Annotated in this window: 20 protein-coding genes; 6 read left to right on the top strand and 14 right to left on the bottom strand. The window is 60.5% G+C overall.

From position 1 onward, the window contains the following. Positions 1-61: 61 nt before the first annotated feature. The 3 genes from VQ575_RS17335 to VQ575_RS17345 all read right to left on the bottom strand — a co-directional run bounded on the left by VQ575_RS17335 (position 62) and on the right by VQ575_RS17345 (position 2,705). On the bottom strand, positions 62-802 hold the full coding sequence (locus VQ575_RS17335; protein ID WP_039589086.1) for an S-methyl-5'-thioinosine phosphorylase: 741 nt from the start codon (positions 800-802) through the stop codon (positions 62-64). Between the two features lie 10 nt (positions 803-812). Then, positions 813-1,823, bottom strand: coding sequence for a beta-N-acetylhexosaminidase (gene nagZ / locus VQ575_RS17340; protein WP_045156535.1), 1,011 nt, complete (start codon positions 1,821-1,823; stop codon positions 813-815). Positions 1,824-1,997: 174 nt separating this feature from the next. Next, positions 1,998-2,705, bottom strand: a complete 708-nt coding sequence (locus tag VQ575_RS17345; RefSeq protein WP_039589084.1) for a TetR/AcrR family transcriptional regulator — start codon at positions 2,703-2,705, stop codon at positions 1,998-2,000. A gap of 241 nt (positions 2,706-2,946) precedes the next feature. Here VQ575_RS17345 and lexA point away from each other — a divergent pair, with 241 nt between their 5' ends. Both lexA and sulA read left to right on the top strand, forming a co-directional pair. After that, entirely contained in the window at positions 2,947-3,555 is a 609-nt protein-coding gene (gene lexA / locus VQ575_RS17350) for a transcriptional repressor LexA (RefSeq protein WP_039589083.1), read from the top strand. Between the two features lie 10 nt (positions 3,556-3,565). Then, a complete protein-coding gene (gene sulA, locus VQ575_RS17355; RefSeq protein WP_325918104.1) occupies positions 3,566-4,039 on the top strand; it encodes an SOS-induced cell division inhibitor SulA in 474 nt (157 codons plus the stop codon). A 72-nt stretch (positions 4,040-4,111) separates the two neighbouring features. Here the strand turns inward: sulA and VQ575_RS17360 are convergent, their stop codons facing one another. The 7 genes from VQ575_RS17360 to VQ575_RS17390 all read right to left on the bottom strand — a co-directional run bounded on the left by VQ575_RS17360 (position 4,112) and on the right by VQ575_RS17390 (position 12,530). Further along, positions 4,112-4,345, bottom strand: coding sequence for a hypothetical protein (locus VQ575_RS17360; RefSeq protein ID WP_003183419.1), 234 nt, complete (start codon positions 4,343-4,345; stop codon positions 4,112-4,114). A gap of 105 nt (positions 4,346-4,450) precedes the next feature. After that, positions 4,451-4,975 carry a DUF6586 family protein gene (locus VQ575_RS17365; protein ID WP_198723094.1) on the bottom strand — a complete coding sequence of 175 codons (525 nt, stop codon included), beginning with the start codon at positions 4,973-4,975 and terminating at the stop codon, positions 4,451-4,453. A 206-nt stretch (positions 4,976-5,181) separates the two neighbouring features. Beyond that, positions 5,182-7,794: a type I DNA topoisomerase gene (gene topA, locus VQ575_RS17370; RefSeq protein ID WP_039589079.1), complete on the bottom strand. Its 2,613-nt coding sequence runs from the start codon at positions 7,792-7,794 to the stop codon at positions 5,182-5,184. Positions 7,795-7,909: 115 nt separating this feature from the next. Then, a complete protein-coding gene (locus VQ575_RS17375) occupies positions 7,910-8,146 on the bottom strand; it encodes a DUF1653 domain-containing protein (protein ID WP_039589078.1) in 237 nt (78 codons plus the stop codon). 107 nt (positions 8,147-8,253) lie between these two features. Continuing rightward, entirely contained in the window at positions 8,254-9,429 is a 1,176-nt protein-coding gene (gene fadA, locus VQ575_RS17380; RefSeq protein ID WP_039589077.1) for an acetyl-CoA C-acyltransferase FadA, read from the bottom strand. A 30-nt stretch (positions 9,430-9,459) separates the two neighbouring features. Continuing rightward, positions 9,460-11,607, bottom strand: coding sequence for a fatty acid oxidation complex subunit alpha FadB (fadB, locus tag VQ575_RS17385; RefSeq protein WP_039589076.1), 2,148 nt, complete (start codon positions 11,605-11,607; stop codon positions 9,460-9,462). Between the two features lie 485 nt (positions 11,608-12,092). Next, the gene (locus VQ575_RS17390; protein ID WP_039589075.1) at positions 12,093-12,530 is read right to left on the bottom strand and encodes a hypothetical protein; all 438 of its coding nucleotides are present in this window, start codon (positions 12,528-12,530) and stop codon (positions 12,093-12,095) included. A gap of 102 nt (positions 12,531-12,632) precedes the next feature. Here VQ575_RS17390 and VQ575_RS17395 point away from each other — a divergent pair, with 102 nt between their 5' ends. Then, complete coding sequence (locus tag VQ575_RS17395) at positions 12,633-13,073, top strand: universal stress protein (RefSeq protein WP_039589074.1); 441 nt, start codon at positions 12,633-12,635, stop codon at positions 13,071-13,073. A gap of 93 nt (positions 13,074-13,166) precedes the next feature. Here VQ575_RS17395 and VQ575_RS17400 read toward each other — a convergent pair whose 3' ends face one another. Further along, positions 13,167-15,086, bottom strand: a complete 1,920-nt coding sequence (locus VQ575_RS17400; protein ID WP_039589073.1) for an ATP-binding cassette domain-containing protein — start codon at positions 15,084-15,086, stop codon at positions 13,167-13,169. Between the two features lie 214 nt (positions 15,087-15,300). Here VQ575_RS17400 and VQ575_RS17405 point away from each other — a divergent pair, with 214 nt between their 5' ends. Next, positions 15,301-17,229: a transglycosylase SLT domain-containing protein gene (locus VQ575_RS17405; protein WP_325918106.1), complete on the top strand. Its 1,929-nt coding sequence runs from the start codon at positions 15,301-15,303 to the stop codon at positions 17,227-17,229. 130 nt (positions 17,230-17,359) lie between these two features. Here the strand turns inward: VQ575_RS17405 and VQ575_RS17410 are convergent, their stop codons facing one another. Continuing rightward, complete coding sequence (locus VQ575_RS17410; protein ID WP_039589071.1) at positions 17,360-19,129, bottom strand: ABC transporter transmembrane domain-containing protein; 1,770 nt, start codon at positions 19,127-19,129, stop codon at positions 17,360-17,362. A gap of 258 nt (positions 19,130-19,387) precedes the next feature. On the opposite strand from VQ575_RS17410, the gene VQ575_RS17415 reads away from it, so the two are divergent. Further along, on the top strand, positions 19,388-19,567 hold the full coding sequence (locus VQ575_RS17415; RefSeq protein WP_003199629.1) for a PA1571 family protein: 180 nt from the start codon (positions 19,388-19,390) through the stop codon (positions 19,565-19,567). A gap of 66 nt (positions 19,568-19,633) precedes the next feature. Here the strand turns inward: VQ575_RS17415 and pdxB are convergent, their stop codons facing one another. Then, positions 19,634-20,776 carry a 4-phosphoerythronate dehydrogenase PdxB gene (gene pdxB / locus VQ575_RS17420; RefSeq protein WP_325918107.1) on the bottom strand — a complete coding sequence of 381 codons (1,143 nt, stop codon included), beginning with the start codon at positions 20,774-20,776 and terminating at the stop codon, positions 19,634-19,636. Positions 20,777-20,933: 157 nt separating this feature from the next. On the opposite strand from pdxB, the gene VQ575_RS17425 reads away from it, so the two are divergent. Further along, positions 20,934-22,337, top strand: coding sequence for an MATE family efflux transporter (locus tag VQ575_RS17425; protein ID WP_045156537.1), 1,404 nt, complete (start codon positions 20,934-20,936; stop codon positions 22,335-22,337). Here VQ575_RS17425 and tusA read toward each other — a convergent pair. Then, positions 22,334-22,585, bottom strand: a complete 252-nt coding sequence (tusA, locus tag VQ575_RS17430; RefSeq protein ID WP_003183455.1) for a sulfurtransferase TusA — start codon at positions 22,583-22,585, stop codon at positions 22,334-22,336. The genes VQ575_RS17425 and tusA overlap by 4 nt on opposite strands. Positions 22,586-22,622: the final 37 nt, after the last annotated feature.

Consider the following 22,622-nt stretch of genomic DNA (forward strand, 5'->3'; position numbering starts at 1 on the left):
CATCGCCGCCGCCTTCGCGAACAGGTTCGCTCCCACAGCCTATCCCGATAAAACGGCCTCCCTAGCCCGCCATCAACACCCGTGCCAAGGTTGACTTCACCTTACCCATTCCGTCATGCAAAGCCTGCTCGATCTCAGCCATGGTGATCACAGCAGTGGACTTGCCCGCCGCCGGGTTCACCACCAGCGCCAGACAGGCGTAATCCAACTCCAGCTCCCGAGCCAATGCCGCCTCAGGCATGCCGGTCATGCCGACGATATCGCAGCCATCGCGCTCCAGGCGGGCGATTTCTGCCACGGTTTCCAGGCGCGGTCCTTGGGTGCAGGCGTAGACACCGTGACTGCTATAGCCACAGCCTTCGGCCGCCAAAGCCGCAATCAATTGCTGGCGCAGCGACTCCGTATAGGGATAGCTGAAATCGATATGGGTCACTGCGTCCAGGTCATCGGCGAAGTAAGTGTGTTGGCGACCACTGGTGTAATCGATCAATTGATGGGGCACGCAAAAATGCCCGGTCCCCATCGCGGCGTGGATCCCACCCACGGCGTTGACCGCCAGGATGGCCTCGGCTCCCGCCTGCTTGAGCGCCCAGAGATTGGCGCGATAGTTGACCTGGTGAGGCGGAAAACGGTGGGGATGGCCATGGCGCGCCAGGAACAGCACCTCGCGCCCGGCGTATTCGCCGATCTGCACGTCGGCCGATGGCGCGCCGTAGGGCGTCTCTACCGCCAGGGATTGGCGCAGCGTCAAGCCTTCCAGCTGGGTCAGGCCGGTGCCGCCGATAATTGCATAAACGGTCATCAAAACATCCTCAATCAATCAGTTGGGCGGCTTTCAACGCGCCGATGGCGGTCAACCAGCGTGGATCCTGACGGTACTCGGTGCTGGCAAAGGCCTGGCCGCGCATGCGGGCGATCCGCGCCGAAGGCCCGACCTTCAAGCGCTGGGCTGCGCTCAAGGCCAATTCGGCGGCCGCGCGGTCGTTGCACACCAGTCCCATGTCGCAACCTGCCGCCAACGCCGCCTCGATCCGGCTGGCGGCATCACCGACCACATGGGCACCGGCCATGGAGAGATCGTCGCTGAAGATAACGCCATCGAACTGCAGCTCACCGCGCAGGATGTCTTGCAGCCAACGGCGGGAAAACCCCGCAGGACCGGCATCCACCTTGGGATAAATGACGTGGGCCGGCATGACGGCCGCCAGTTGCTTGCTCAACCTGGCAAACGGCACCAAGTCATGGGCACGGATCTGTTCGAGACTGCGCTCATCGGTAGGAATGGCAACATGGGAGTCTGCCTCGGCCCAGCCGTGCCCGGGGAAATGCTTGCCGGTGGCCGCCATTCCGGCAGCGTTCATGCCACGAATGAAGGCACCGGCCAGCAGCGCGGCGCGCTCGGGATCGCCCTCGAAGGAACGGCTTCCCACCACCGCACTGCGTTGGTAGTCGAGGTCCAGCACGGGGGCGAAGCTTAAATCGAGGCCGACCGCCAGTACTTCGGTGGCCATGATCCAGCCGCACTGCTCGGCCAAGTATTCGGCGTTCGGGTTATCAGCGATGGCCCGCATCGCCGGCAGACGCACGAAGCCTTGGCGCAGGCGCTGAACCCGGCCGCCTTCCTGGTCGACCGCCAACAGAAGATCGGGACGAATGGCCCGGATCGAGGCACTCAGCTCGCGCACTTGGCGAGGATGCTCGATATTGCGGGCAAAAATGATCAGCCCACCTACTTCGGGCTGACGCAACAGATGGCGATCTTCAGCCGTCAGCCAGGTTCCGGCGACGTCCACCATCAACGAGCCTTGAAGGGCAGCAGTCATAACAGTTCCTTTTCAGTAGCGGTGGATGCGTGTGGCGACGCATGCACGATGGCGCCGCCAGGCTGACGGCCCGACAGGTCGCGCATAGGCGATGGGATTGGATAGGAATTCAAAAGGCGGATCGGCATGGGCGGCTAGCTTAGCGGATGTAGCCAGCCGCGCCCACCCGTGTGCTCAGGCCTTGGCGAGTACCGGCGTCGATTTGCTACGCGGACGCAACTGCGCTGCAGCCATTGCTTCGTCGGTGACACCGCTTTCGGCGCGCATGCCTGCTGCCAGGAACGGCACCATCAGGCGCATCACCTGCTCGATAGAGGTATTCACACCGAAGTCGGTCTCGGCAATAGCCCGCAACGCCTTGATGCCGGACATGCTGAATGCCGCGGCACCGAGCATGAAATGCACGCGCCAGAACAATTCGATCGGTGGTATGCGTGGCGCCGCTTCGTTGACCAGCAGCATGTAGCGACGAAACACCTTGCCGTACATGTCTTCAAGATAGCGCCGCAAGTGCCCTTGGCTCTGGCTGAAGGCCAGGCCCAGCAGGCGCATGAAGATGGAAAGGTCGTTACCGCTGCGTGGCTGGACCACGAGGGCTTGCTCGACCAGGATCTCAAGGAGTTCCTCCAGCGAGGGCTTGACGTCAGGCTTGGCCTGGCGACGCTCCAGCTCGCGATCGAGACTGATACAGAACGGCCCGAGAAACCGCGAGAAAACCGCCTGGATCAGGGCTTTTTTCGAGCCAAAATGGTAATTCACCGCAGCCAGGTTCACCCCGGCCTTGCTGGTAATCAGACGCAAAGAGGTTTCAGCGAAACCTTTTTCCGCGAACAATTGCTCGGCAGCATCGAGAATGCGTTCTACGGTTTCCGACTGGGCCATGGCTACTCCGCCTGACAAACACTTGTTTGAAACATACGTTTCAGCCTGGGGATTGTCAAGCCTGCCGGGGCATTTTGCGAACGCTCGGTCAGCTATTTAACCACACCTTCGACAAGCTGTAGCGCCACCCCTTGAAGCGGCCCATTCAACCGTTCGGCAGCCCAGCCAAAAAAGGAGGATTGCCAAGCGGCTCGCACTGTATATAATCCCAGTCACTGTATAAAAAGACAGAGCGATCGATATGCTAAAGCTGACGCCACGCCAAGCAGAGATTCTGGCCTTCATCAAACGCTGCCTAGAAGACAACGGTTATCCGCCGACTCGTGCGGAAATCGCCCAGGAATTGGGTTTCAAGTCCCCCAATGCGGCCGAAGAGCACCTCAAGGCGCTGGCCCGCAAGGGTGCGATAGAAATGACGCCCGGGGCGTCACGAGGCATTCGCATCCCAGGCTTCGAAGCCAAGGCCGACGAAACCACCCTGCCGATCATTGGCCGCGTGGCGGCTGGCGCCCCTATCCTCGCCCAGCAACACGTCGAGGAGTCTTGCAACATCAATCCTTCTTTCTTCCACCCAAGGGCCGACTATCTTCTTCGCGTCCATGGCATGAGCATGAAGGACATCGGCATTTTCGACGGGGACCTGCTGGCAGTCCACACCACACGTGAAGCTCGTAACGGCCAAGTTGTGGTAGCGCGGATCGGCGACGAAGTCACCGTCAAGCGCTTCAAACGCGAGGGCAGCAAAGTCTGGCTGATCGCCGAGAACCCGGAATTTGCCCCTATCGAAGTGGACTTGAAAGACCAGGACCTGGTCATCGAAGGCTTGAGCGTTGGCGTCATACGCCGCTAAAGGAGGCTTTATGCAATTTCCTCACACACCACAGCACACACAACTACCGCTGTTCGAGGCATTCATGGCCCAACCGCTGGTTCCAGTCCTGAAAGAGGTCATCGAGTCGCCTTGGGACGTTGAACCTGAAGCCTTCAGCGAGCTGTCATTGCGTGGTGCAGCGGGAAATTGCCTGAACCTGCTGGCGCCGATCCTGAGAGAACTGAGCCAGGACCAGGATGCTCGCTGGCTCACGCTGATCGCGCCACCCGCCAGCGTTACGCAGGCCTGGCTGCGAGATGCCGGTCTCAATCGCGAGCGAATCCTGCTTCTGCAACCACGCGGCAGCCAAAGCGCCCAGCAATTGACCTGCGAAGCGTTGCGCCTGGGACGCAGTCATACGGTGGTCAGCTGGCTCAATCCCTTGACCGCTACCGCACGCCAACAGTTGATCAGCGCTGCGCGGACTGGGGATGCGCAAAGCCTGAATATTCGATTGGGCTAGGATAAACGCAGGGCTTCTCCAGGACAGAGAAGCCAGACCCGTCACATTATTTCAAAAACCGACAGGCGGGGATCAATGAAGAACCCGCGGCCCCTCTTCCTTGTTGAATTCGCCTTCAACCAGGCGACCTGCCATCTGGACGCCCACGCTGAGCATCGCCTTGGCGACCTCGACATGCTGGCCCTGAAGGAACACCTTGGCATCCTCGGAGAAGTTCAGGGTAACCAGAGAACCCTCATCTTCAGCCCTGCGCAGCTCAATGCGACCATCAGGAAGTTCGACAATTTCTAGAAAGGACGTAGGCATAAAGGTCTGTTCTCCACGAAAGGCGGGGATTATATAGTCATCGGCCAGGCTTCGCTCAGGATCTTGACCAAGCGTTATGGGCGGTCATCACGAGGCGAATGAAAATCAGCACTCGTTCAGTCCTTCACGGAAGCGAATAGCCAAGCTTTTTAGGTTCTGGCGCCAGCTCTCCAATTCTTCCCGACTCAGCTCCGGCTCTGGTTCCTGCTCGTCAAGATTGACTGCCACGATCAGTGGCTGGGTGACGTCACCTTTCGGTTTGCGCGGGGCCCGTGGCGGCTGGAATAGAGCAGCATGCGCCTCCAGTAGTTTGGCCAGCCAGGTTTCCCGGTTTTGGGCCAGCTCGACCATTTCCGCCAGCTCGGGAATCGCAAGGCTCTCCAACACCTCGGGCGTCAATATCAGCTCAGCCCGTGAGGCATTCGCCTGGGGCAAGCGATAGAACCCGGCGATTTCATGGCAGAGGCCCAACAAGGCACCGTACAGATGAAACAGCACTGATTCACGCCCAGCCTGGACCAGCGCCGGAGCATTCATCGCGCGCCCATCTTCTGCCTTTGCAAGCGCTTCAAGCGACAGGCCGGCGAAGTAAATCTTCTGGTTGGTGCGGGTGTAGAGTTCGTGGGCCATGGCGGCATTCTCCCCAACGAAATAAAAGCGTCACGCAGTGCGACAGTGTCGTGGATCAACCGAAGCCACTGCAAGCCAAAAACGAAAAGGCCGCATGAAAACCTGAGGGTTGTCATGCGGCCTTTTGTTTACCTGGCCTTTATAAGGACGACTGTGTAGTACAGCGCGAGCAAGCTCCCTCGCCACGGGGATCGAGCAGAGTCATATCAGCGCTTGTCTTCAACGGTCCACTTGCCACCGTCGTAGAACGCCTTCCAACCGGTCGGCTTGCCATCGACCTCGGTCTGCACGTATTGCTCCTTGGTCTTGCGGCTGTAGCGAATCACCGCTGGGCGTCCGTCCGGATCCTTCTGCGGCGCATCGCAGAGGAAATGGTACTTCGGATCGATCTCGTCCTTGTGCGGCAAGATTTCAATCACCAACGGTGCCCGGGTCTCGCGGTTTTTCGGGAACTGGCTGGCTGCCAGGAACAGGCCGGAGGCGCCGTCGCGCAAGATATAGGTGTCATTGACCTTTTCGCACTTGAGCTCAGGCATCTTCACCGGATCCATCTTCGGCGGCGCCGCGTCACCGCTCTTGAGCAGCTTGCGGGTGTTCTTGCAGGCCGGGTTGGTGCAACCGAAGAACTTGCCGAAACGGCCGGTCTTGAGCTGCATTTCGCTGCCACACTTGTCGCACTCCAGGCTCGGACCTTCGTAGCCCTTGATGCGATAGGTGCCTTCTTCGATCTCGTAGCCGGCACAATCAGGATTGTTGCCGCAGATGTGCAGCTTGCGCTTTTCGTCCAACAAGTAGGCATCCATCGCCGTGCTGCAGATCGGGCAACGGTGCTTGCCGCGCAGTACCAGCGATTCCGACTCACCCTCATCGTCCGCAGCGATTTCGTCGCCCGGCACCAGATTTACCGTCGCCTTGCAGCGTTCCTTGGGCGGCAGGCTGTAGCCTGAGCACCCTAGGAATACGCCAGTCGAGGCGGTACGGATCTGCATCGGGCGGCCGCAGGTCTGGCATGGGATGTCAGTCATGACCGGCTGGTTGGCGCGCATGCCATCTTCAGGGCTCTCGGCTACCTCGAGTTTTTTCTTGAAATCGCCGTAGAACTCGTCGAGCACATTCTTCCAGTCCCGCTCACCCTGGGCCACATCGTCCAGGTTTTCTTCCATGCCGGCGGTAAAACCGTAGTCCATCAGGTTCGAGAAGCTCTCGGAGAGACGCTCGGTAACGATGTCCCCCATCTTTTCCGAATAGAAGCGACGGTTGTGCAGCGTAACGTAGCCGCGATCCTGGATCGTGGAGATGATCGCCGCATAAGTCGACGGACGGCCGATGCCGCGTTTTTCCATTTCCTTGACCAGGCTGGCCTCGGAGTACCGTGCCGGCGGCTTGGTGAAGTGCTGGGTCGGATCCAGCTTGATCAACTTCATCACGTCGCCCTGGGCCATGTCCGGCAGGACATCGTCATCGCCTGGCTTGGTGATTTGCGGCATGACGCGGGTGTAGCCGTCGAATTTCAGGATACGGCCCTTGGCGCGCAGCTCGAAGTCGCCAGCACCGACGCTGACCGTGGTCGACAGGTATTGCGCCGGCAGCATCTGGCAGGCCAGGAATTGGCGCCAGATCAGCTCGTAGAGACGCTCGGCATCGCGCTCCATGCCCGACAGCTTGCTTGGCTCGGTATTGGCATCGGATGGGCGAATCGCTTCGTGAGCTTCTTGTGCGCCTTCCTTGCTGCTGTAGACGTTCGGCGTATCCGGCAGGTATTTCTTGCCGAACTCATTTTCTATATAAGTCCGCGCCATCGCCACGGCATCGGCCGAGAGGTTGGTCGAGTCGGTACGCATGTAGGTGATGTAGCCCGCTTCGTACAGACGCTGGGCCATCATCATGGTTTTCTTCACACCGAAGCCCAGGCGGTTGCTCGCGGCCTGCTGCAAGGTGGAAGTTATGAATGGCGCCGACGGCTTGCTGCTGGTCGGTTTGTCTTCGCGCTTGACGATGCTGTAGCTCGAAGCCTTGAGCTTCTCCAGCGCCGCCATGGCCTGGGCTTCGTTGAGCGGCTTGAAGGCTTCGCCTTTTTCGCGGGCCACTTCGAAGCGCACGGTTGCGCCCTTGGCGGTGCCGAGATCAGCGTGGACTTCCCAATACTCCTCGGGAATGAACGCGCGGATTTCCCGCTCGCGCTCCACCACCAGCTTCACCGCGACCGATTGCACACGACCAGCCGACAGGCCGCGAGCGATCTTGGCCCACAACAAGGGCGAGACCATGTAGCCCACGACGCGGTCAAGGAAACGACGGGCCTGTTGAGCGTTGACCCGATCGATGTCCAGCTCCCCCGGTTGGGAGAAGGCTTCCTGGATGGCCTTCTTGGTGATCTCGTTGAACACCACGCGCTTGTAGCGGCTGTCATCCCCACCAATGGCTTCGCGCAGGTGCCAGGCAATGGCTTCCCCTTCGCGGTCCAAGTCCGTCGCGAGATAGATGGTGTCGGCGTCCTTGGCGAGCCGACGCAGTTCTTCGATGACCTTTTCCTTGCCTGGGAGGATCTCGTACTTGGCTTTCCAGCCGTGTTCCGGATCGACCCCCATGCGTGAGACCAGCTGCTTGCGCGCCTTGTCCTTCGGCGACAGCGCCGGCGCTTCACCAGCGGCCGCCTTGCCGCGCTTGGCGGCTGGCTCCTTGCTGGCGCTAGCCGAACCGCTGGTGGGCAGGTCTCGGATATGGCCGATACTCGACTTCACCACGTATTGGTTGCCCAGATACTTGTTGATGGTCTTGGCCTTAGCCGGGGATTCCACAATGACCAGCGATTTGCCCATGGATCAGAAAATTCCTGAGTTCTAAAAAGTGAAAGGCGGTTGGCGCCTGACGCGGCACCGCTATATATAGTGGCTGCAAGGTGAGGTCAAGGGCGGGGTCGCCCTCGCACTGGCCTCAAGGCTTGGAAAAAACGCTCTCCTCGACCTGCACCAAAGCAAAGCGCGGCACTTGTTCACCGTCAACTTCGACAGACTCCTGGAACATGCTCAATGGACGCACCCAAAAGCCGTAATCGCCATACAGGGCTTGGTAGAAGACTACTTCTTCCTCGGTTTCCGAATGCCGCGCAACACTGAATACGCGGTACTGCGGACCTTTGTAATGTTGGTAGAGCCCAGGTTGTATCGGCATGCATTGGCCCTCACTCAAATTTTATCAAAATAAAAACAAAATCTTTTTTGCCAAACCCGAAAAACAAAAACCGGGGCACTTGGCCCCGGCTTCCATCAACGCAACGCTTAGACGCGTTCGAAGACAGTGGCGATGCCCTGGCCGAGGCCAATGCACATGGTGGACACCCCAAAGGTGCCGCCGTTCTGCTTCATTACGTTGAGCAGCGTGCCAGAGATACGCGCACCAGAGCAACCGAACGGGTGACCCAGGGCGATCGCGCCGCCGTGCAGGTTAACCTTCTCGTTCATCTTGTCGAGTATTTTCAGATCTTTCAGCACAGGCAGGGCCTGCGCGGCGAAAGCTTCGTTGAGCTCGAAGAAGTCGATGTCGGAAATGCTCAGGCCTGCACGCTTCAAGGCTTTCTGCGTGGCCGGTACTGGACCATAGCCCATGATCGCCGGATCCACACCCGCGACGGCCATCGACCGAATCACTGCCATCGGCTGGATGCCCAAATCCTGGGCACGCTGGGCCGACATCACGATCATGCACGACGCGCCGTCAGTGATCTGCGACGAAGTACCCGCCGTCACGGTGCCGCCCTTTGGATTGAAGGCGGGCTTCAAGGCTGCCAGGCTCTCCAGGGTGGTTTCCGGACGAATGGTTTCGTCGTAGTCGAACAGCTTCAGGAAGCCATTCTCGTCGTAGCCCTGCATCGGGATGATTTCATCCTTGAACTTGCCTTCCACGGTCGCCTTGTGGGCGAGCTGGTGGGAGCGCACGCCAAAGGCGTCCTGCTGTTCGCGGGTGATGCCATGCATCTTGCCGAGCATTTCCGCGGTCAGGCCCATCATGCCCGAGGCTTTTGCCGCGTACAGAGACATGTGCGGGTTCGGGTCGACACCGTGCATCATGCTCACGTGGCCCATGTGCTCGACACCACCGACCACGAACACGTCGCCGTTGCCGGTCATGATCGCCTGGGCGGCAGTGTGCAGCGCGCTCATGGACGAACCGCACAGGCGGCTGACAGTCTGGCCAGCGGCAGTGTGGGGGATCTGGGTCATCAACGACGCCATGCGGGCGATGTTCCAGCCCTGCTCCAGGGTCTGGTTCACACAGCCCCAGATCACGTCTTCAACTTCGTTGGGGTCGACCTTGACGTTGCGTTCCAGCAGTTTGCTGATCAGGTGCGCCGACATGTCTTCAGCGCGGGTGTTGCGGTGCATGCCGCCCTTGGAGCGGCCCATCGGCGTACGACCGAAGTCGACAATCACGACGTCTCTAGGATTCAAGCTCATAAATGTTCTCTCGCTCTAGTCGTTGGGCGCTTAACCGAAGAAGCTCTGGCCGTTCTTGGCCATCTCACGCAGCTTCGCGGTCGGGTGGTACAGCGCGCCCAGATCAGCGTACTGGTCAGCCAGGGCAACGAACTCGGCCACACCGATCGAATCGATGTAGCGCAGCGCACCGCCACGGAATGGAGGGAAACCGATGCCATAGACCAGACCCATGTCGGCTTCGGCGGCGGTTTCGACGATGCCGTCTTCCAGGCAACGCACGGTTTCCAGGCACAGCGGGATCATCATCCAGTTGATGATGTCCTCGTCGGTGACTTCGCGCTGCTCGTAGACGATCGGCTTGAGCACTTCCAGCACCGACGAATCGGCGACTTTCTTCTGCTTGCCGCGCTTGTCGGTCTCATAGGCATAGAAGCCCTTGCCGTTCTTCTGGCCCAGGCGCTTGGCTTCGTAGAGCACGTCGACGGCCGAACGGCGGTCGTCCTTCATGCGGTCCGGGAAGCCTTCAGCCATGACGTCGCGACCGTGGTGGCCGGTGTCGATGCCGACCACGTCCATCAGGTACGCCGGGCCCATCGGCCAGCCGAATTTCTCCATGATCTTGTCGATGCGCACGAAGTCCACACCGGCGCTGACCAGCTTGGCGAAACCGCCGAAATACGGGAACAGCACGCGGTTGACCAGGAAACCCGGGCAGTCGTTGACGACAATCGGGTTCTTGCCCATTTTCTTGGCATAGGCCACGGTGGTGGCGATGGCCTGTTCGCTGGACTTCTCGCCACGGATGACTTCCACCAGCGGCATCATGTGCACCGGGTTGAAGAAGTGCATGCCGACGAAGTTTTCCGGACGCTTGAGAGCCTTGGCCAACAGTGAAATGGAAATGGTCGAGGTGTTCGAGGCGAGGATGGTGTCCTCTTTGACCTTGTCTTCGACTTCAGCCAGTACCGCCTGCTTGACCTTCGGGTTCTCGACGACCGCTTCGACCACCAGGTCGACATGGCCGAAATCGCCGTAGGACAGGGTCGGACGAATGCCGTTGAGCACTTCAGCCATCTTCGCGGCGGTCATGCGACCTTTGTCGACGCGACCGACCAGCAGCTTGGCGGCTTCGGCCAGGCCCTGCTCGATCCCGTGCTCGTTGATGTCTTTCATCAGGATCGGCGTGCCCTTGGACGCCGACTGATAGGCGATACCGCCACCCATGATGCCGGCGCCGAGTACAGCGGCCTGCTTCACGTCACGGGCGATTTCGTCATAAGCCTTGGCCTTCTTCTTCAGCTCCTGGTCGTTGAGGAACAGACCGATCAGGCTCTGCGCAGCCGAAGTCTTGGCCAGCTTGACGAAACCGGCGGCTTCGACTTCCAGGGCCTTGTCGCGACCGAAGTTCGCAGCCTTCTGGATCGTCTTGATCGCTTCGACCGGCGCCGGGTAGTTCGGGCCCGCCTGGCCGGCCACGAAACCCTTGGCGGTTTCGAACGCCATCATTTGTTCGATGGCATTGAGCTTGAGTTTTTCCAGCTTCGGCTGACGCTTTGCCTTGTAGTCGAACTCACCGCTGATTGCGCGCTTGACGGTTTCAAGGGCCGCTTCCTGGAGCTTGCCAGGTTCGACCACCGCGTCCACGGCGCCCACTTTCAGCGCGTCTTCGGCGCGGTTTTCCTTGCCGGCGGCAATCCACTCGATGGCATTGTCGGCACCGATCAGGCGTGGCAGGCGCACGGTACCACCGAAGCCCGGGTAGATGCCCAGCTTGACTTCCGGCAGGCCGATCTTGGCCGCGGTGGACATGACGCGGTAATCCGCCGCCAGGCACATTTCCAGGCCACCACCCAGGGCGATGCCGTTGATGGCTGCGACGGTGGGTACGTTGAGGTCTTCGAAGTCGCTGAAGATACGGTTCGCTTCGAGGTTGCCAGCGATCAGTTCGGCATCGGGCAGCTTGAAGTTGTCGACGAATTCGGTGATGTCGGCGCCGACGATGAACACGTCCTTGCCACTGCTGACGATCACACCCTTGATCGAAGCATCTGCCTTGATAGTGTCCACAGCCTGACGCAATTCATTCAGGGTAAGACGGTTGAACTTGTTGACGGACTCACCCTTGAGGTCGAATTTCAGTTCGACGATGCCACTTTCAAGAGCCTTAACCGTGATGGCTTTACCTTCGTAAATCATCAACTGATCTCCACGATATGGAAGCTGAACAGTACACGTTGGACGCTGGCCCCTGGCTCGGCACGGACATTACCGCCGATGCTACGCCAATCCGCCAGACACACCCGTCAACGCGATAGTCGGGTTCTGTAGGAACGTTCTGAAAATACAAACGCTCAATTCATACGCCCGTTTGATTTGGGTACGTCACCTTCACGGAATTTCCGACAATTGTCAATCGCCCTAAACAAGCGTTTGAACGGGACTCCGCAGTCATTTCCGTACCGCATGGATCAGCAACACGGAGCCGGATGAGCAACCATTCATAGAATCAATAATTAGAAAAGTCGCCCTAATTCCAACCGCAACGGATTCAACCGACTACGCTGGTGACAACACATTTGAGTTCTATACGCGAAGGTCGTTTCGAATGAACGACCAGAAGAAAACGCTTACCGGCCTGCCTGGCCACCCAGCCCGATGTATCTGTCGGGCTTTTTTACGCGTCAGGCCAGCGCCTTGAGCACAGCAGAAATGTCCTGCAAGACACTGGCTTCGCCTTTTTCCCCCCAGTACAACGCGATCATCTGCCGGTCGGCCTCGACCTTGTAGACATTATCCGGCAACGTCCGGAAATGATTGAGCAACGATTCATCCCGGCAGGTTTCCTGCCATTGATTCACCCACACGCCAGGCGCCTTTTGCCAATAACTCCAAACGGCCGGCCGGCTGCCACGCCGGGCTCGGTGGTATTGCGCACATGGGTTTGGAGGCTGCTGGAGAAGCCAGTGCGGCCAGTCCTGTGGGGTCAGCTGCATGGCCAGCCCGAGGCGTCGCGCCTCCATGCGAAGGGCCATGCGCCCGCTCTGGGAACGGGACGGCCGCAACCATGCCAGGGGGCTTAATACCACCAGCAGGATTGACACCACTATCCAGACCGTCATATCTGTACTCCCGAATTCTGATGAGCCCATTGAGCTGCGTCGCCATCAATGCGCTTGAAACCAGCCATACTTACCGTATCGCCATTCTCTGGAGTGCTTTTCATGTACTACGAACACATCCTGGTCGCCGTCGACCTTACTGAAGAATGCGATCCCGTCGTCAAGCGCGCCCTCGCCCTGTGCGAAGGCCGGGAAAACAAACTGTCGCTGGTGCACATCGTCGAACCGATGGCCATGGCCTTCGGCGGTGACGTTCCGATGGATCTTTCCCAGCTCCAACAGCAGCAGTTCGACCAGGCCAAGGAACGCCTTGACCGACTGATAGTGAAATACCCCGCCCTGAAAAAGGAAAATAGCCACCTGACCTACGGCCAGCCGCGCCAGGAAATCCATCACCTGGCCAAGGAGCAAGGCTGCGACCTGATCGTGGTCGGCAGTCATGGCCGTCATGGTTTGGCGCTGTTGCTGGGCTCCACGGCCAACGACGTGCTACATGGTGCGCCTTGCGATGTGCTGGCGGTGCACCTGGTCAAGCGCACCTGACCCCTGAACTTGCTCGCTCCCACAAGCGATGACATTTTCAACTGAAAATCCCGGCGTTCATTGCTGAACACCGGGATTTTTTAGCTCAACGGATCAAGCGTCCAACTCAGCCCAACGCTCGACCAGTGCATCCAGCTCGGCCTGCAGTTGCTCCAGATGCGCGATCACCTTGGCGGTTTCAGCCGCAGGACGCTGGTAGAAGCCGGGATCGGCCATCTCTGCTTCCACCGCGGCGATCTGCTGCTCTTTCGCTTCGATATCGCCTGGCAGGGCTTCGAGCTCACGCTGCAGTTTGTAGCTGAGTTTTTTCTTCGCTGGGGCCGGTGCAGCAGCGGTGGCAACCGGCGCGGGCTCGGCCTTGACCACCGCCGAATTGAGGTCGGCCTTGCCAGACTTGCTCTCGGTCACGCCCAACAGGCGCGGCGAGCCGCCCTGGCGCAGCCAATCCTGGTACCCACCGACGTATTCGCGCACCAAGCCTTCGCCTTCGAATACCAAGGTGCTGGTGACCACGTTGTCGAGAAATGCCCGGTCGTGGCTGACCATCAGCACGGTGCCATTGAACGTCAATAACACTTCTTCCAGCAGCTCGAGGGTCTCCACGTCCAGGTCGTTGGTCGGTTCGTCGAGCACCAGCAGGTTCGCCGGCTTGCTGAACAGCTTGGCCAGCAGCAGGCGTGCGCGCTCACCACCCGACAGCGCCTTCACCGGTGTACGGGCGCGCTGCGGGCTGAACAGGAAATCGCCGAGGTAGCTCAATACGTGGCGGCTCTGGCCATCGATCTCGATGAAGTCGCGACCTTCGGCCACGTTGTCGATCACGGTCTTTTCCAAGTCCAGCTGATGGCGCAACTGGTCGAAGTAGGCGACATCGATCTTCGTCCCCTCTTCCACCTTGCCGCTGGTCGGCACCAGCCCGCCAAGCATCAGCTTGAGCAAGGTCGTCTTGCCGGTACCGTTCGCGCCGAGCAGGCCGATCCGGTCGCCGCGCTGCAGGACCATGGAGAAATCCTTGATCAGAAACGGCCCGCCCGGGTGAGCGAAGCTGACGTTTTCCAGCACCATGACCTGCTTACCGGATTTATCTGCCGTTTCCAACTGAATATTGGCCTTGCCGGTGCGCTCGCGGCGTTCGCTGCGCTCGACGCGCAGGGCCTTGAGGGCGCGCACGCGGCCTTCGTTACGGGTACGTCGGGCCTTGATGCCCTGGCGGATCCAGACTTCTTCCTGGGCCAGGCGCTTGTCGAACAAGGCGTTCGCGGTTTCTTCCGCCGCCAGCACCGCTTCCTTGTGCACCAGGAAGCTGGCGTAGTCGCCGTTCCAGTCGATCAAGCCGCCGCGATCCAGTTCGAGGATGCGGGTTGCCAGGTTCTGCAGGAAGGAACGGTCGTGGGTGATGAACAGCACTGCCCCTTGGAAATCCTTCAGCGCTTCCTCAAGCCATGCAATGGCGCCGATATCCAGGTGGTTGGTGGGTTCGTCGAGCAGCAGGAGGTCAGGCTCGGACACCAGGGCCTGGGCCAGCAGGACACGGCGACGCCAACCGCCGGACAGTTCGGCCAAGGTCTTGTCGGCCGGGAGCTGCAGGCGGCTCAAGGTGCTGTCGACCAACTGCTGCAAGCGCCAGCCGTCGCGGGCCTCGAGGTCGTGCTGCACATGCATCAGTTTGTCGAGGTCGGCATCGGTGACGATGTTCTGGCTCAGGTGGTGGTATTCGGCCAACAGCGCGCCGACACCGTCCAGGCCTTCGGCAACCACGTCGAACACGGTCCGCTCGTCGGCCACCGGCAATTCCTGGGGCAATTCGCCGATCTTCAGGCCTGGCGCACGCCAGACCGAGCCGTCGTCAGGCTTCTGGTCGCCCTTGACCAGCTTCATCATGCTGGACTTGCCAGTGCCGTTGCGGCCGATGATGCACACCCGCTCTCCACGGGCGATCTGCCAGGACACCTTGTCCAACAACGGCATCGCGCCGAAAGCAAGGGACACATCGCTGAATTTGAGCAGGGTCATGAGCTTCTCCAAAAACCGGGCGCGCATTCTACCTGAGAAGAGCCCTCAAGGGTCCGCCAATTTCGTCGTCGAAGCACTCTGCACAACAAATGTTGCGAAGTTGTGCCAACGGCCCTGCAAAGCTTTCGCCGGTTGCTGGCAAAAGGCTAAGCTACAAGCAAGTTACCCTGGGTTATTCCTTGGGCTTGTCATGTTTTTTCTGCCCGGACGTATCATGCGCAGTCGCCTTTTCAGTGTTCTATCTTGTTTGTTTGTGTGTGCCACTGCCGTTCAAACCGCCCAGGCGGTGGACATTTCCACCCAGCGCCAATATTACGACGAGGCCAAGCGCGCCCTGGCGAAAGGCGATTCCGGCCCCTACTTTCGCTACAGCCAGGCCCTGCGTGATTATCCGCTGGAACCGTACCTGGCCTATGATGAACTGACCGCGCGACTCAAAAGCGCGAGCAACGCCGAGATCGAAAAATTCCTCGCCGAGCATGGCGACCTGCCCCAGGCCAACTGGATGAAGCTGCGCTGGTTGCGCTGGCTGGCCGAGCGTGGTGACTGGGCGACCTTCGTCAAGTACTACGATCCCAAGCTCAACTTCACCGAACTGGATTGCCTCAACGCTCAATATCAGCTCAGCCACGGCCTGAAGGCCGAAGGCTACGCCAATGCCGAAAAGCTCTGGCTCACCGGCAAATCCCAGCCGGCGGCCTGCGACGCGTTGTTTGGCATGTGGGCGACGCAGGGGCAGTTGACTGAGCAGAAACGCTGGGAGCGCGCCAAACTGGGGGCCCAGGCACGCAATTATCCACTGGCCAACAGCTTGGTCAGCGGCCTGACCACCCTCGCCGCCCGGGGCAAGTTGTTGGTCGATGTCGCGCAAAAGCCCGAACTGCTCAACCAGCCTTCACGCTTCACCCCCGCCGACGAGCCGATGTCCGACATCGTCAGCCTCGGCCTGCGCCGCCTGGCCCGCCAGGATCCGGAGAAAGCCATGGCATTGCTGGACGGCTATGCCAGCACCATGCATTTTTCCCGGGACGAAAAAGTCGCCATTGCCCGGGAAATCGGCCTGACCTTGGCCAAGCGCTTCGACAGCCGCGCCCTGGATGTCATGACCAAGTATGACCCTGAACTGCGGGACGACACCGTATCGGAATGGCGCTTGCGGCTACTTTTGCGCCTGGCCCGCTGGGACGACGCCTACCAACTGACCCGGCGCTTGCCGGAATCGCTGGCCAGCACCAATCGCTGGCGCTACTGGCAGGCCCGCAGCCTGGAACTTGCGCAGCCGCAGAACCCTGAAGCACTGACGCTGTACAAGCATCTGGCTCGCGAGCGTGATTTTTACGGCTTCCTGGCTGCCGACCGTTCCCAGTCACCCTATTCGCTGATCAACAAGCCGCTGCCCATGAGCCAGGCGCTGATCAACAAAGTACGCAACACCCCGGGCATACGCCGGGCGCTGGAGTTCCATGCCCGCGGTCAAATCGTCGATGGGCGACGCGAGTGGTATCACGTCAGCCGCCATTTCAACCGGGACGAAATGGTTGCCCAGGCGAAACTGGCCTACGACCTGAAATGGTATTTCCCGGCCATTCGCACCATCAGCCAGGCCAAGTACTGGGATGACCTGGACATCCGCTTCCCGATGGCCCACCGCGACACCTTGGTGCGCGAAGCCAAGGTCCGCGGCTTGCATCCAAGCTGGGCGTTTGCCATTACCCGGCAGGAAAGTGCTTTCATGGACGACGCCCGCTCCGGTGTCGGCGCCAGCGGCCTCATGCAACTGATGCCAGCCACTGCCAAGGAAACCGCACGCAAGTTCAGCATTCCCCTGGCATCGCCACAGCAAGTGTTCAACCCGGACAAGAATATCCAGCTGGGCGCGGCCTACCTGAGCCAGGTCCACAGCCAGTTCAACGGCAACCGCGTCCTTGCCTCCGCCGCCTACAACGCCGGCCCCGGCCGCGTTCGCCAATGGCTGCGCGGCGCTGATCACCTGAGCTTCGACGTTTGGGTCGAAAGCATCCCCTTCGACGAAACCCGCCAATACGTGCAGAACGTGTTGTCCTATTCGGTGATCTACGGCCAGAAACTCAACTCGCCGCAACCGCTGGTGGACTGGCATGAGCGGTATTTTGATGATCAGTGAGTGTTAGCGGAAGCTGTACCGGACAAGAGAAAATGCCCGCGCCTTTCGACGCGGGCATTTTTTTGGTCGGCTACTTGGTCGGTCGCTCCCGCATTGGGTTTCGGCTCGTCAGGATTTCAGCACGTCCGGCTCAATGAACGTCCTCGCCATGCTGACTGAACTGCAACGCCGCCAACCGCGCATACAACGCATTGCTCGCAACCAACGCCTGATGGCTACCCACCGCAACCACCTTGCCCTGGTCCATCACCGCGATCCGGTCGGCGTTCTTCACCGTGGCCAGGCGATGGGCAATGACCAGGGTGGTGCGGTTTTTCATTAGGTTGGGCAAGGCTTGCTGGATCAAGTGTTCGCTTTGGGCATCGAGGGCGCTGGTGGCTTCGTCCAGCAGCAGGATCGGCGCGTCCACCAACAGCGCCCGGGCGATCGCCAGGCGTTGGCGCTGGCCGCCGGACAATCCGAGGCCGCCATCGCCCAAGTGGGTCTGGTAACCGTCAGGCATTTTCTCGATGAAGTCATGGGCGTGGGCAATTTGCGCGGCCTCGCGCACTTGCTCGAACGTTGCGCCGGGATTGCCGTAGCGGAGGTTTTCTTCGACCGTGCCGAAAAACAGCGCCGGGTTTTGTGAAACCAGGGCGAAATGGCGACGCAGGTCCAAGGGATCGACCGAGGTCAACGGCACGTCATCAATCAGGATCCGTCCTTGCAGCGGATCGTAGAAACGCAACAGCAAGTCGTACACCGTTGACTTGCCCGCACCGGAGGGCCCGACCAAGGCGAGGGTCTCGCCGGCCTTGATACTCAGGTCGAGGCCATCGACCGCATAGCTGTCCGGCCGGGATGGATAGGCAAATCGCACGCCTTCAAGGCGCAAGTCACCTCGTACCCGCTCTGGCAACTTCACCAGGCCCGTAGCCGGCGGTTGGATGATGTTCTCCGAGCGCAGCAATTCGGCAATGCGTTCTGCGGCGCCCGCAGCCCGTTGCAGCTCGCCGATCACCTCGCTGAGGGTACCGAAGGCGCTGCCGACGATCAGGCTGTAGAACACGAACGCCGCCAGCTCACCACCGGAAATCCGTCCGGCGATCACATCCATGCCGCCGACCCAGAGCATCACCCCCACCGCCCCCAGCACCAGCACGATCACTAACGTGATCAACCAGGCACGCTGGGCGATGCGCTTGCGGGCAGTGTCGAAGGCCTGCTCCACCGTTATGGCAAAACGTTGTTCATCCTGGACCTGGTGGTTGTAGGCCTGCACGGTCTTGATCTGGCCCAGGGTTTCGGAAACGTAGCTGCCGACGTCGGCAATACGATCCTGGCTCTGGCGCGACAAGCTGCGCACGCGGCGACCAAACACCAGGATCGGCGCCAGCACCAATGGCAGGGCAACAACCACGATGCTGGTCAGCTTGGGATTGGTGATAAATAGCAGCACAATCCCGCCAACTACCATCAAGGCGTTGCGCAAGAACAACGACAGCGACGAGCCGATCACCGATTGCAACAAGGTCGTATCGGCGGTCAGGCGCGACTGGATTTCCGAACTGCGGTTGTTTTCATAGAAGCCAGGATGCAGATACACCAAGTGATTGAACACCTGTCGCCGGATATCGGCCACCACCCGCTCGCCAATCCATGACACCAGGTAGAACCGCGCGAACGTACCGATCGCCAAGCCCACCACCAGCATCATGAACAAGCCAATGGACTGGTTGAGCAGGTGCGGCGAGCGAGTCATGAAGCCCTGGTCCACCAGCAGCCGGATCCCCTGACCCATGGACAACGTGATACCCGCCGTGACGATCAGGGCCAGCAACGCACCGGCAACCTGCTTGCGATAAGGAGCGATGAAGCCGCTGGCCAGGCGTATGGCGCGGCGATGTCGGGATGAAAGCATTGAGAGTGTCCGATAATGCAACAGGAAATGGGTCGGCCGTCAGCACCGAAACGCAGCGGAACAAAATGGAATCAGAATGAGTCAGGTTAAATATGACCACCCAGACTAGCGCCTAGATGTTATCGGTCTAACGTCTGGCTGGAAACGCGAGTGTGTTTCTGGTTGAGTGGAGTTGTCGTCATGAACCTTCAAGGAGTGTCATGGCTCGGTCACCTGACGACATTACGATAGGCACGCAACCTGATGAGGAGACAGGCCATGTCCTTGCAACACAGCAGCGACGACAAGATTCAAGTGATCCGCACCCAACCGGACCAGTCCCTGGGCTGTTCATTCATCGATGCTCAGGGCCGCGAAGTCCCGATCACCGAAGACATGATCCAGAAGGCCTGCAGTGAACTGGAGAAACGACTGGTCAAGCCTGCCGAACAAAAGTGATACAGCCCGTCTTCAATTGAACCCGACCTTGATGTCGGGTTTTTTATGCCTGTTCAGCCTGTCCGCTTAAACGGCAGTGGCACCCAGGGCAGCCACGATCCCTTGCAAGACTGGCGATTGTCCTTCGATACGCACCTTCAAACTGTCGATTTCCCGGCGTGGCGGGTAATGCTTGCGCAACGCATCGAAAGCACTGCGCTGTTCGCTCACCGTGCCGATCAGGCTGCGGCGAAAATCCGCATCGTCACGGCGTGGGTCATACACGCTCCGGCACAATGCCGCCAGCGCCCAGGCCGGGTCGGTATCGGCGTCCAGGGTGATGCCTGCGAGCCAGGGCCGGGGCAGCAGGTCCGCCAGGCTGACGTCGGCGGGCCGCCCAAGGAAGTCGCACAACGCCTGGTAGATCTGCGCCGTACCGCGCTGGCGGCCGTCCAGGCTGTAGCCGGCGATGTGCGGGGTGGCGATGACGCACAGGTCAGCCAGGTCCACGTCCACCGTCGGTTCCTGTTCCCAGACATCCAGGACCGCCTGCAGGTCTTCGCGCTCCAACAGCACCTCGCGCAGCGCCGAATTGTCGATGACCGGGCCGCGCGCGGCGTTGATCAACCAAGTGCCAGGCTTGAGGTTGTTCAGACGTTGCTCATCAAAAAGGTGCCAGGTCGGTTGCTCGCCTTCGCGGGTCAATGGCGTGTGCAGGCTGATGACGTCGCACTGCTCGATGATCTGCTCCAGGCCCACGTAGTCGCCGCCTTCAGCAGCCTGGCGAGGCGGATCGCAGACTTTTACCGTCCAGCCAAGGCCCTTGAGGACCTCGATCAATCGCCCACCCACCTGTCCCGCGCCAACCACGCCAAACGTGCGCTGAGCAAGATCCGCGCCTTCGATCTCCGCCAGGGTCATGAGGCTGCCCAGTACGTAATCCACCACGCCGCGGGCATTGCAGCCGGGCGCGCTGGCCCAGCGAATGCCGGCCTCGGCAAAATAGTCCAGGTCCAGGTGATCGGTGCCGATGGTGCAGGTGCCGACGAAGCGCACCTTGCTGCCTTCCAGCAGCGCTCGATTGACCTGGCTGACCGAACGCACCAGCAACACATCGGCCTGCTCGACCAATGCCCGGTCGATGCCACGCCCCGGCACCCGGCGGATTTCACCGAAACCTTGGAAAAATGCATCGAGCAGGGGGATGTTTTCGTCGGCGACGATCAGCATGGCGAAGCTCCTTTGGCGGGATGGGCAGTGTAGGCGTTCCGCTGGGCCTGCGCATCACCTGGCGCGATTACAAATCCACAACACAGGTTTTTTCCTGACCACTGCGTCAAGGCGTAGAATTCGCCGCCTTGCGTTTATCTTTTCGGATGCTTGCCCTGTGAATCCCGTGATTGACACCCCCTCCGCCCTCTCCCGCCCGGCCCGGGTTCGCCTGGAGCTCAAGACGTTGCTCGCCCTCGCCTTGCCGATCATGGTGGCGCAATTGGCGACCACTGCCATGGGCTTTGTCGATGCGGTGATGGCCGGCCGGGTCGGCCCGCGGGACCTCGCTGCAGTGGCGCTGGGCAACTCCATCTGGGTGCCGGTGTTCCTGCTGATGACCGGCACACTGCTCGCCACCACACCAAAAGTTGCCCAGCGTTTCGGCGCCGGCACGTTTGAACAGATCGGCCCCTTGGTGCGCCAGGCATTGTGGCTCGCCCTCGCGGTGGGACTGATCGCGACCCTGGCGCTGTTCAGCGCCGAGCCGATCCTGCACATCATGAAGGTCGATCCTGAGCTGATCGGCCCGTGCATGGAATACCTGCGGGGCATCGGCACAGGCCTGCCAGCGGTGGCGCTCTATTATGTGCTGCGCTGCTTCAGCGACGGCTTGGGGCGTACGCGACCGGCGATGGTGCTGGGGCTGTGCGGACTGGCGCTGAACATTCCGCTCAACTACATCTTCATCTATGGACATCTGGGCGTCCCGGCCATGGGCGGGGTCGGCTGCGGCTGGGCAACGGCCATCGTGATGTGGTTCATGGCGGCGGGCATGGCGGTCTGGACATACCGGGCCCCGATCTATCAATCGAGCCGCTTGTTCACTCGTTTCGACTGGCCGCAATGGTCGATGATCAAGCGCCTGCTGGGCATCGGCCTGCCGATCGGCATCGCGGTGTTTGCCGAATCGAGCATCTTCGCGGTGATCGCCCTGCTGATCGGCAGCCTCGGCGCCACGGTGGTGGCCGGGCATCAAATCGCGCTGAACTTCAGCTCGCTGGTATTCATGATCCCCTACTCCCTGGGCATGGCCGTGACGGTACGAGTGGGCCAGGCGCTTGGACGCGGCCAGCCTCGGGAGGCGCGCTTCGCCGCCGGAGTCGGCATGGGCACCGCGCTGGCGTACGCCTGCCTGTCGGCGAGCCTGATGTTCGCGTTGCGCGGGCCTATCGCAGCGATCTACACCGCCGATCCGCGGGTGATCGAAGTGGCATCGATGCTGATCGTCTACGCGGCGCTGTTCCAGTTCTCCGACGCGATCCAGGTCACGGCGGCGGGCGCATTGCGCGGCTACCAGGACACCCGGGTGACGATGATCCTGACACTGTTCGCGTATTGGGGCATCGGCTTGCCCGTGGGTTACGCCCTGGGCTTGACCGACTGGCTCGGCACCGCCAGCGGCCCGAGCGGGTTGTGGCAAGGCTTGATCGTGGGCTTGAGCTGCGCCGCGCTGATGCTGTCGATTCGCCTGGCACGCAGCGCGCGCGGGCAGATCCGCATGAGTCGCTCGCCGGGTTAGGCGAGTTTTTTGCGGATCCAGTAGAGGTAAGTGCCCGCCTCTTCTTGCTGGGCCACGAGTTCGTGGTCCAGGAACACGCAAAACTTGGGAATGTCGCGGCGCGTCGAGGGATCGGTGGCGATGACTTTCAGCAGGCCACCGGGGGCCAGGTCGCGAATGTGCTGGTGCAGCATCATCACCGGCTCCGGGCAATTGAGGCCCGTTGCGTCCAGCGTGCCGTCCACCGGCGTGTCGTTCATTTCACTCATGTTCTACTCCTGGAACCGGCCGGCATTGTCGCGCAAT

The sequence above is a fragment of the Pseudomonas frederiksbergensis genome (genome assembly GCF_035751725.1).
In the GTDB taxonomy this organism is placed as follows: Bacteria; Pseudomonadota; Gammaproteobacteria; order Pseudomonadales; family Pseudomonadaceae; genus Aquipseudomonas; species Aquipseudomonas frederiksbergensis_A.

Excerpts from the sequence above, each read along its gene's own strand:
- VQ575_RS17335 (WP_039589086.1), bottom strand. The coding sequence starts at position 802 with ATGACCGTTTATGCAATTATCGGCGGCACCGGCCTGACCCAGCTGGAA.
- nagZ (WP_045156535.1), bottom strand. The coding sequence starts at position 1,823 with ATGACTGCTGCCCTTCAAGGCTCGTTGATGGTGGACGTCGCCGGAACC.
- VQ575_RS17345 (WP_039589084.1), bottom strand. The coding sequence starts at position 2,705 with ATGGCCCAGTCGGAAACCGTAGAACGCATTCTCGATGCTGCCGAGCAA.
- lexA (WP_039589083.1), top strand. The coding sequence starts at position 2,947 with ATGCTAAAGCTGACGCCACGCCAAGCAGAGATTCTGGCCTTCATCAAA.
- sulA (WP_325918104.1), top strand. The coding sequence starts at position 3,566 with ATGCAATTTCCTCACACACCACAGCACACACAACTACCGCTGTTCGAG.
- VQ575_RS17360 (WP_003183419.1), bottom strand. The coding sequence starts at position 4,345 with ATGCCTACGTCCTTTCTAGAAATTGTCGAACTTCCTGATGGTCGCATT.
- VQ575_RS17365 (WP_198723094.1), bottom strand. The coding sequence starts at position 4,975 with ATGGCCCACGAACTCTACACCCGCACCAACCAGAAGATTTACTTCGCC.
- topA (WP_039589079.1), bottom strand. The coding sequence starts at position 7,794 with ATGGGCAAATCGCTGGTCATTGTGGAATCCCCGGCTAAGGCCAAGACC.
- VQ575_RS17375 (WP_039589078.1), bottom strand. The coding sequence starts at position 8,146 with ATGCCGATACAACCTGGGCTCTACCAACATTACAAAGGTCCGCAGTAC.
- fadA (WP_039589077.1), bottom strand. The coding sequence starts at position 9,429 with ATGAGCTTGAATCCTAGAGACGTCGTGATTGTCGACTTCGGTCGTACG.
- fadB (WP_039589076.1), bottom strand. The coding sequence starts at position 11,607 with ATGATTTACGAAGGTAAAGCCATCACGGTTAAGGCTCTTGAAAGTGGC.
- VQ575_RS17390 (WP_039589075.1), bottom strand. The coding sequence starts at position 12,530 with ATGACGGTCTGGATAGTGGTGTCAATCCTGCTGGTGGTATTAAGCCCC.
- VQ575_RS17395 (WP_039589074.1), top strand. The coding sequence starts at position 12,633 with ATGTACTACGAACACATCCTGGTCGCCGTCGACCTTACTGAAGAATGC.
- VQ575_RS17400 (WP_039589073.1), bottom strand. The coding sequence starts at position 15,086 with ATGACCCTGCTCAAATTCAGCGATGTGTCCCTTGCTTTCGGCGCGATG.
- VQ575_RS17405 (WP_325918106.1), top strand. The coding sequence starts at position 15,301 with ATGCGCAGTCGCCTTTTCAGTGTTCTATCTTGTTTGTTTGTGTGTGCC.
- VQ575_RS17410 (WP_039589071.1), bottom strand. The coding sequence starts at position 19,129 with ATGCTTTCATCCCGACATCGCCGCGCCATACGCCTGGCCAGCGGCTTC.
- VQ575_RS17415 (WP_003199629.1), top strand. The coding sequence starts at position 19,388 with ATGTCCTTGCAACACAGCAGCGACGACAAGATTCAAGTGATCCGCACC.
- pdxB (WP_325918107.1), bottom strand. The coding sequence starts at position 20,776 with ATGCTGATCGTCGCCGACGAAAACATCCCCCTGCTCGATGCATTTTTC.
- tusA (WP_003183455.1), bottom strand. The coding sequence starts at position 22,585 with ATGAGTGAAATGAACGACACGCCGGTGGACGGCACGCTGGACGCAACG.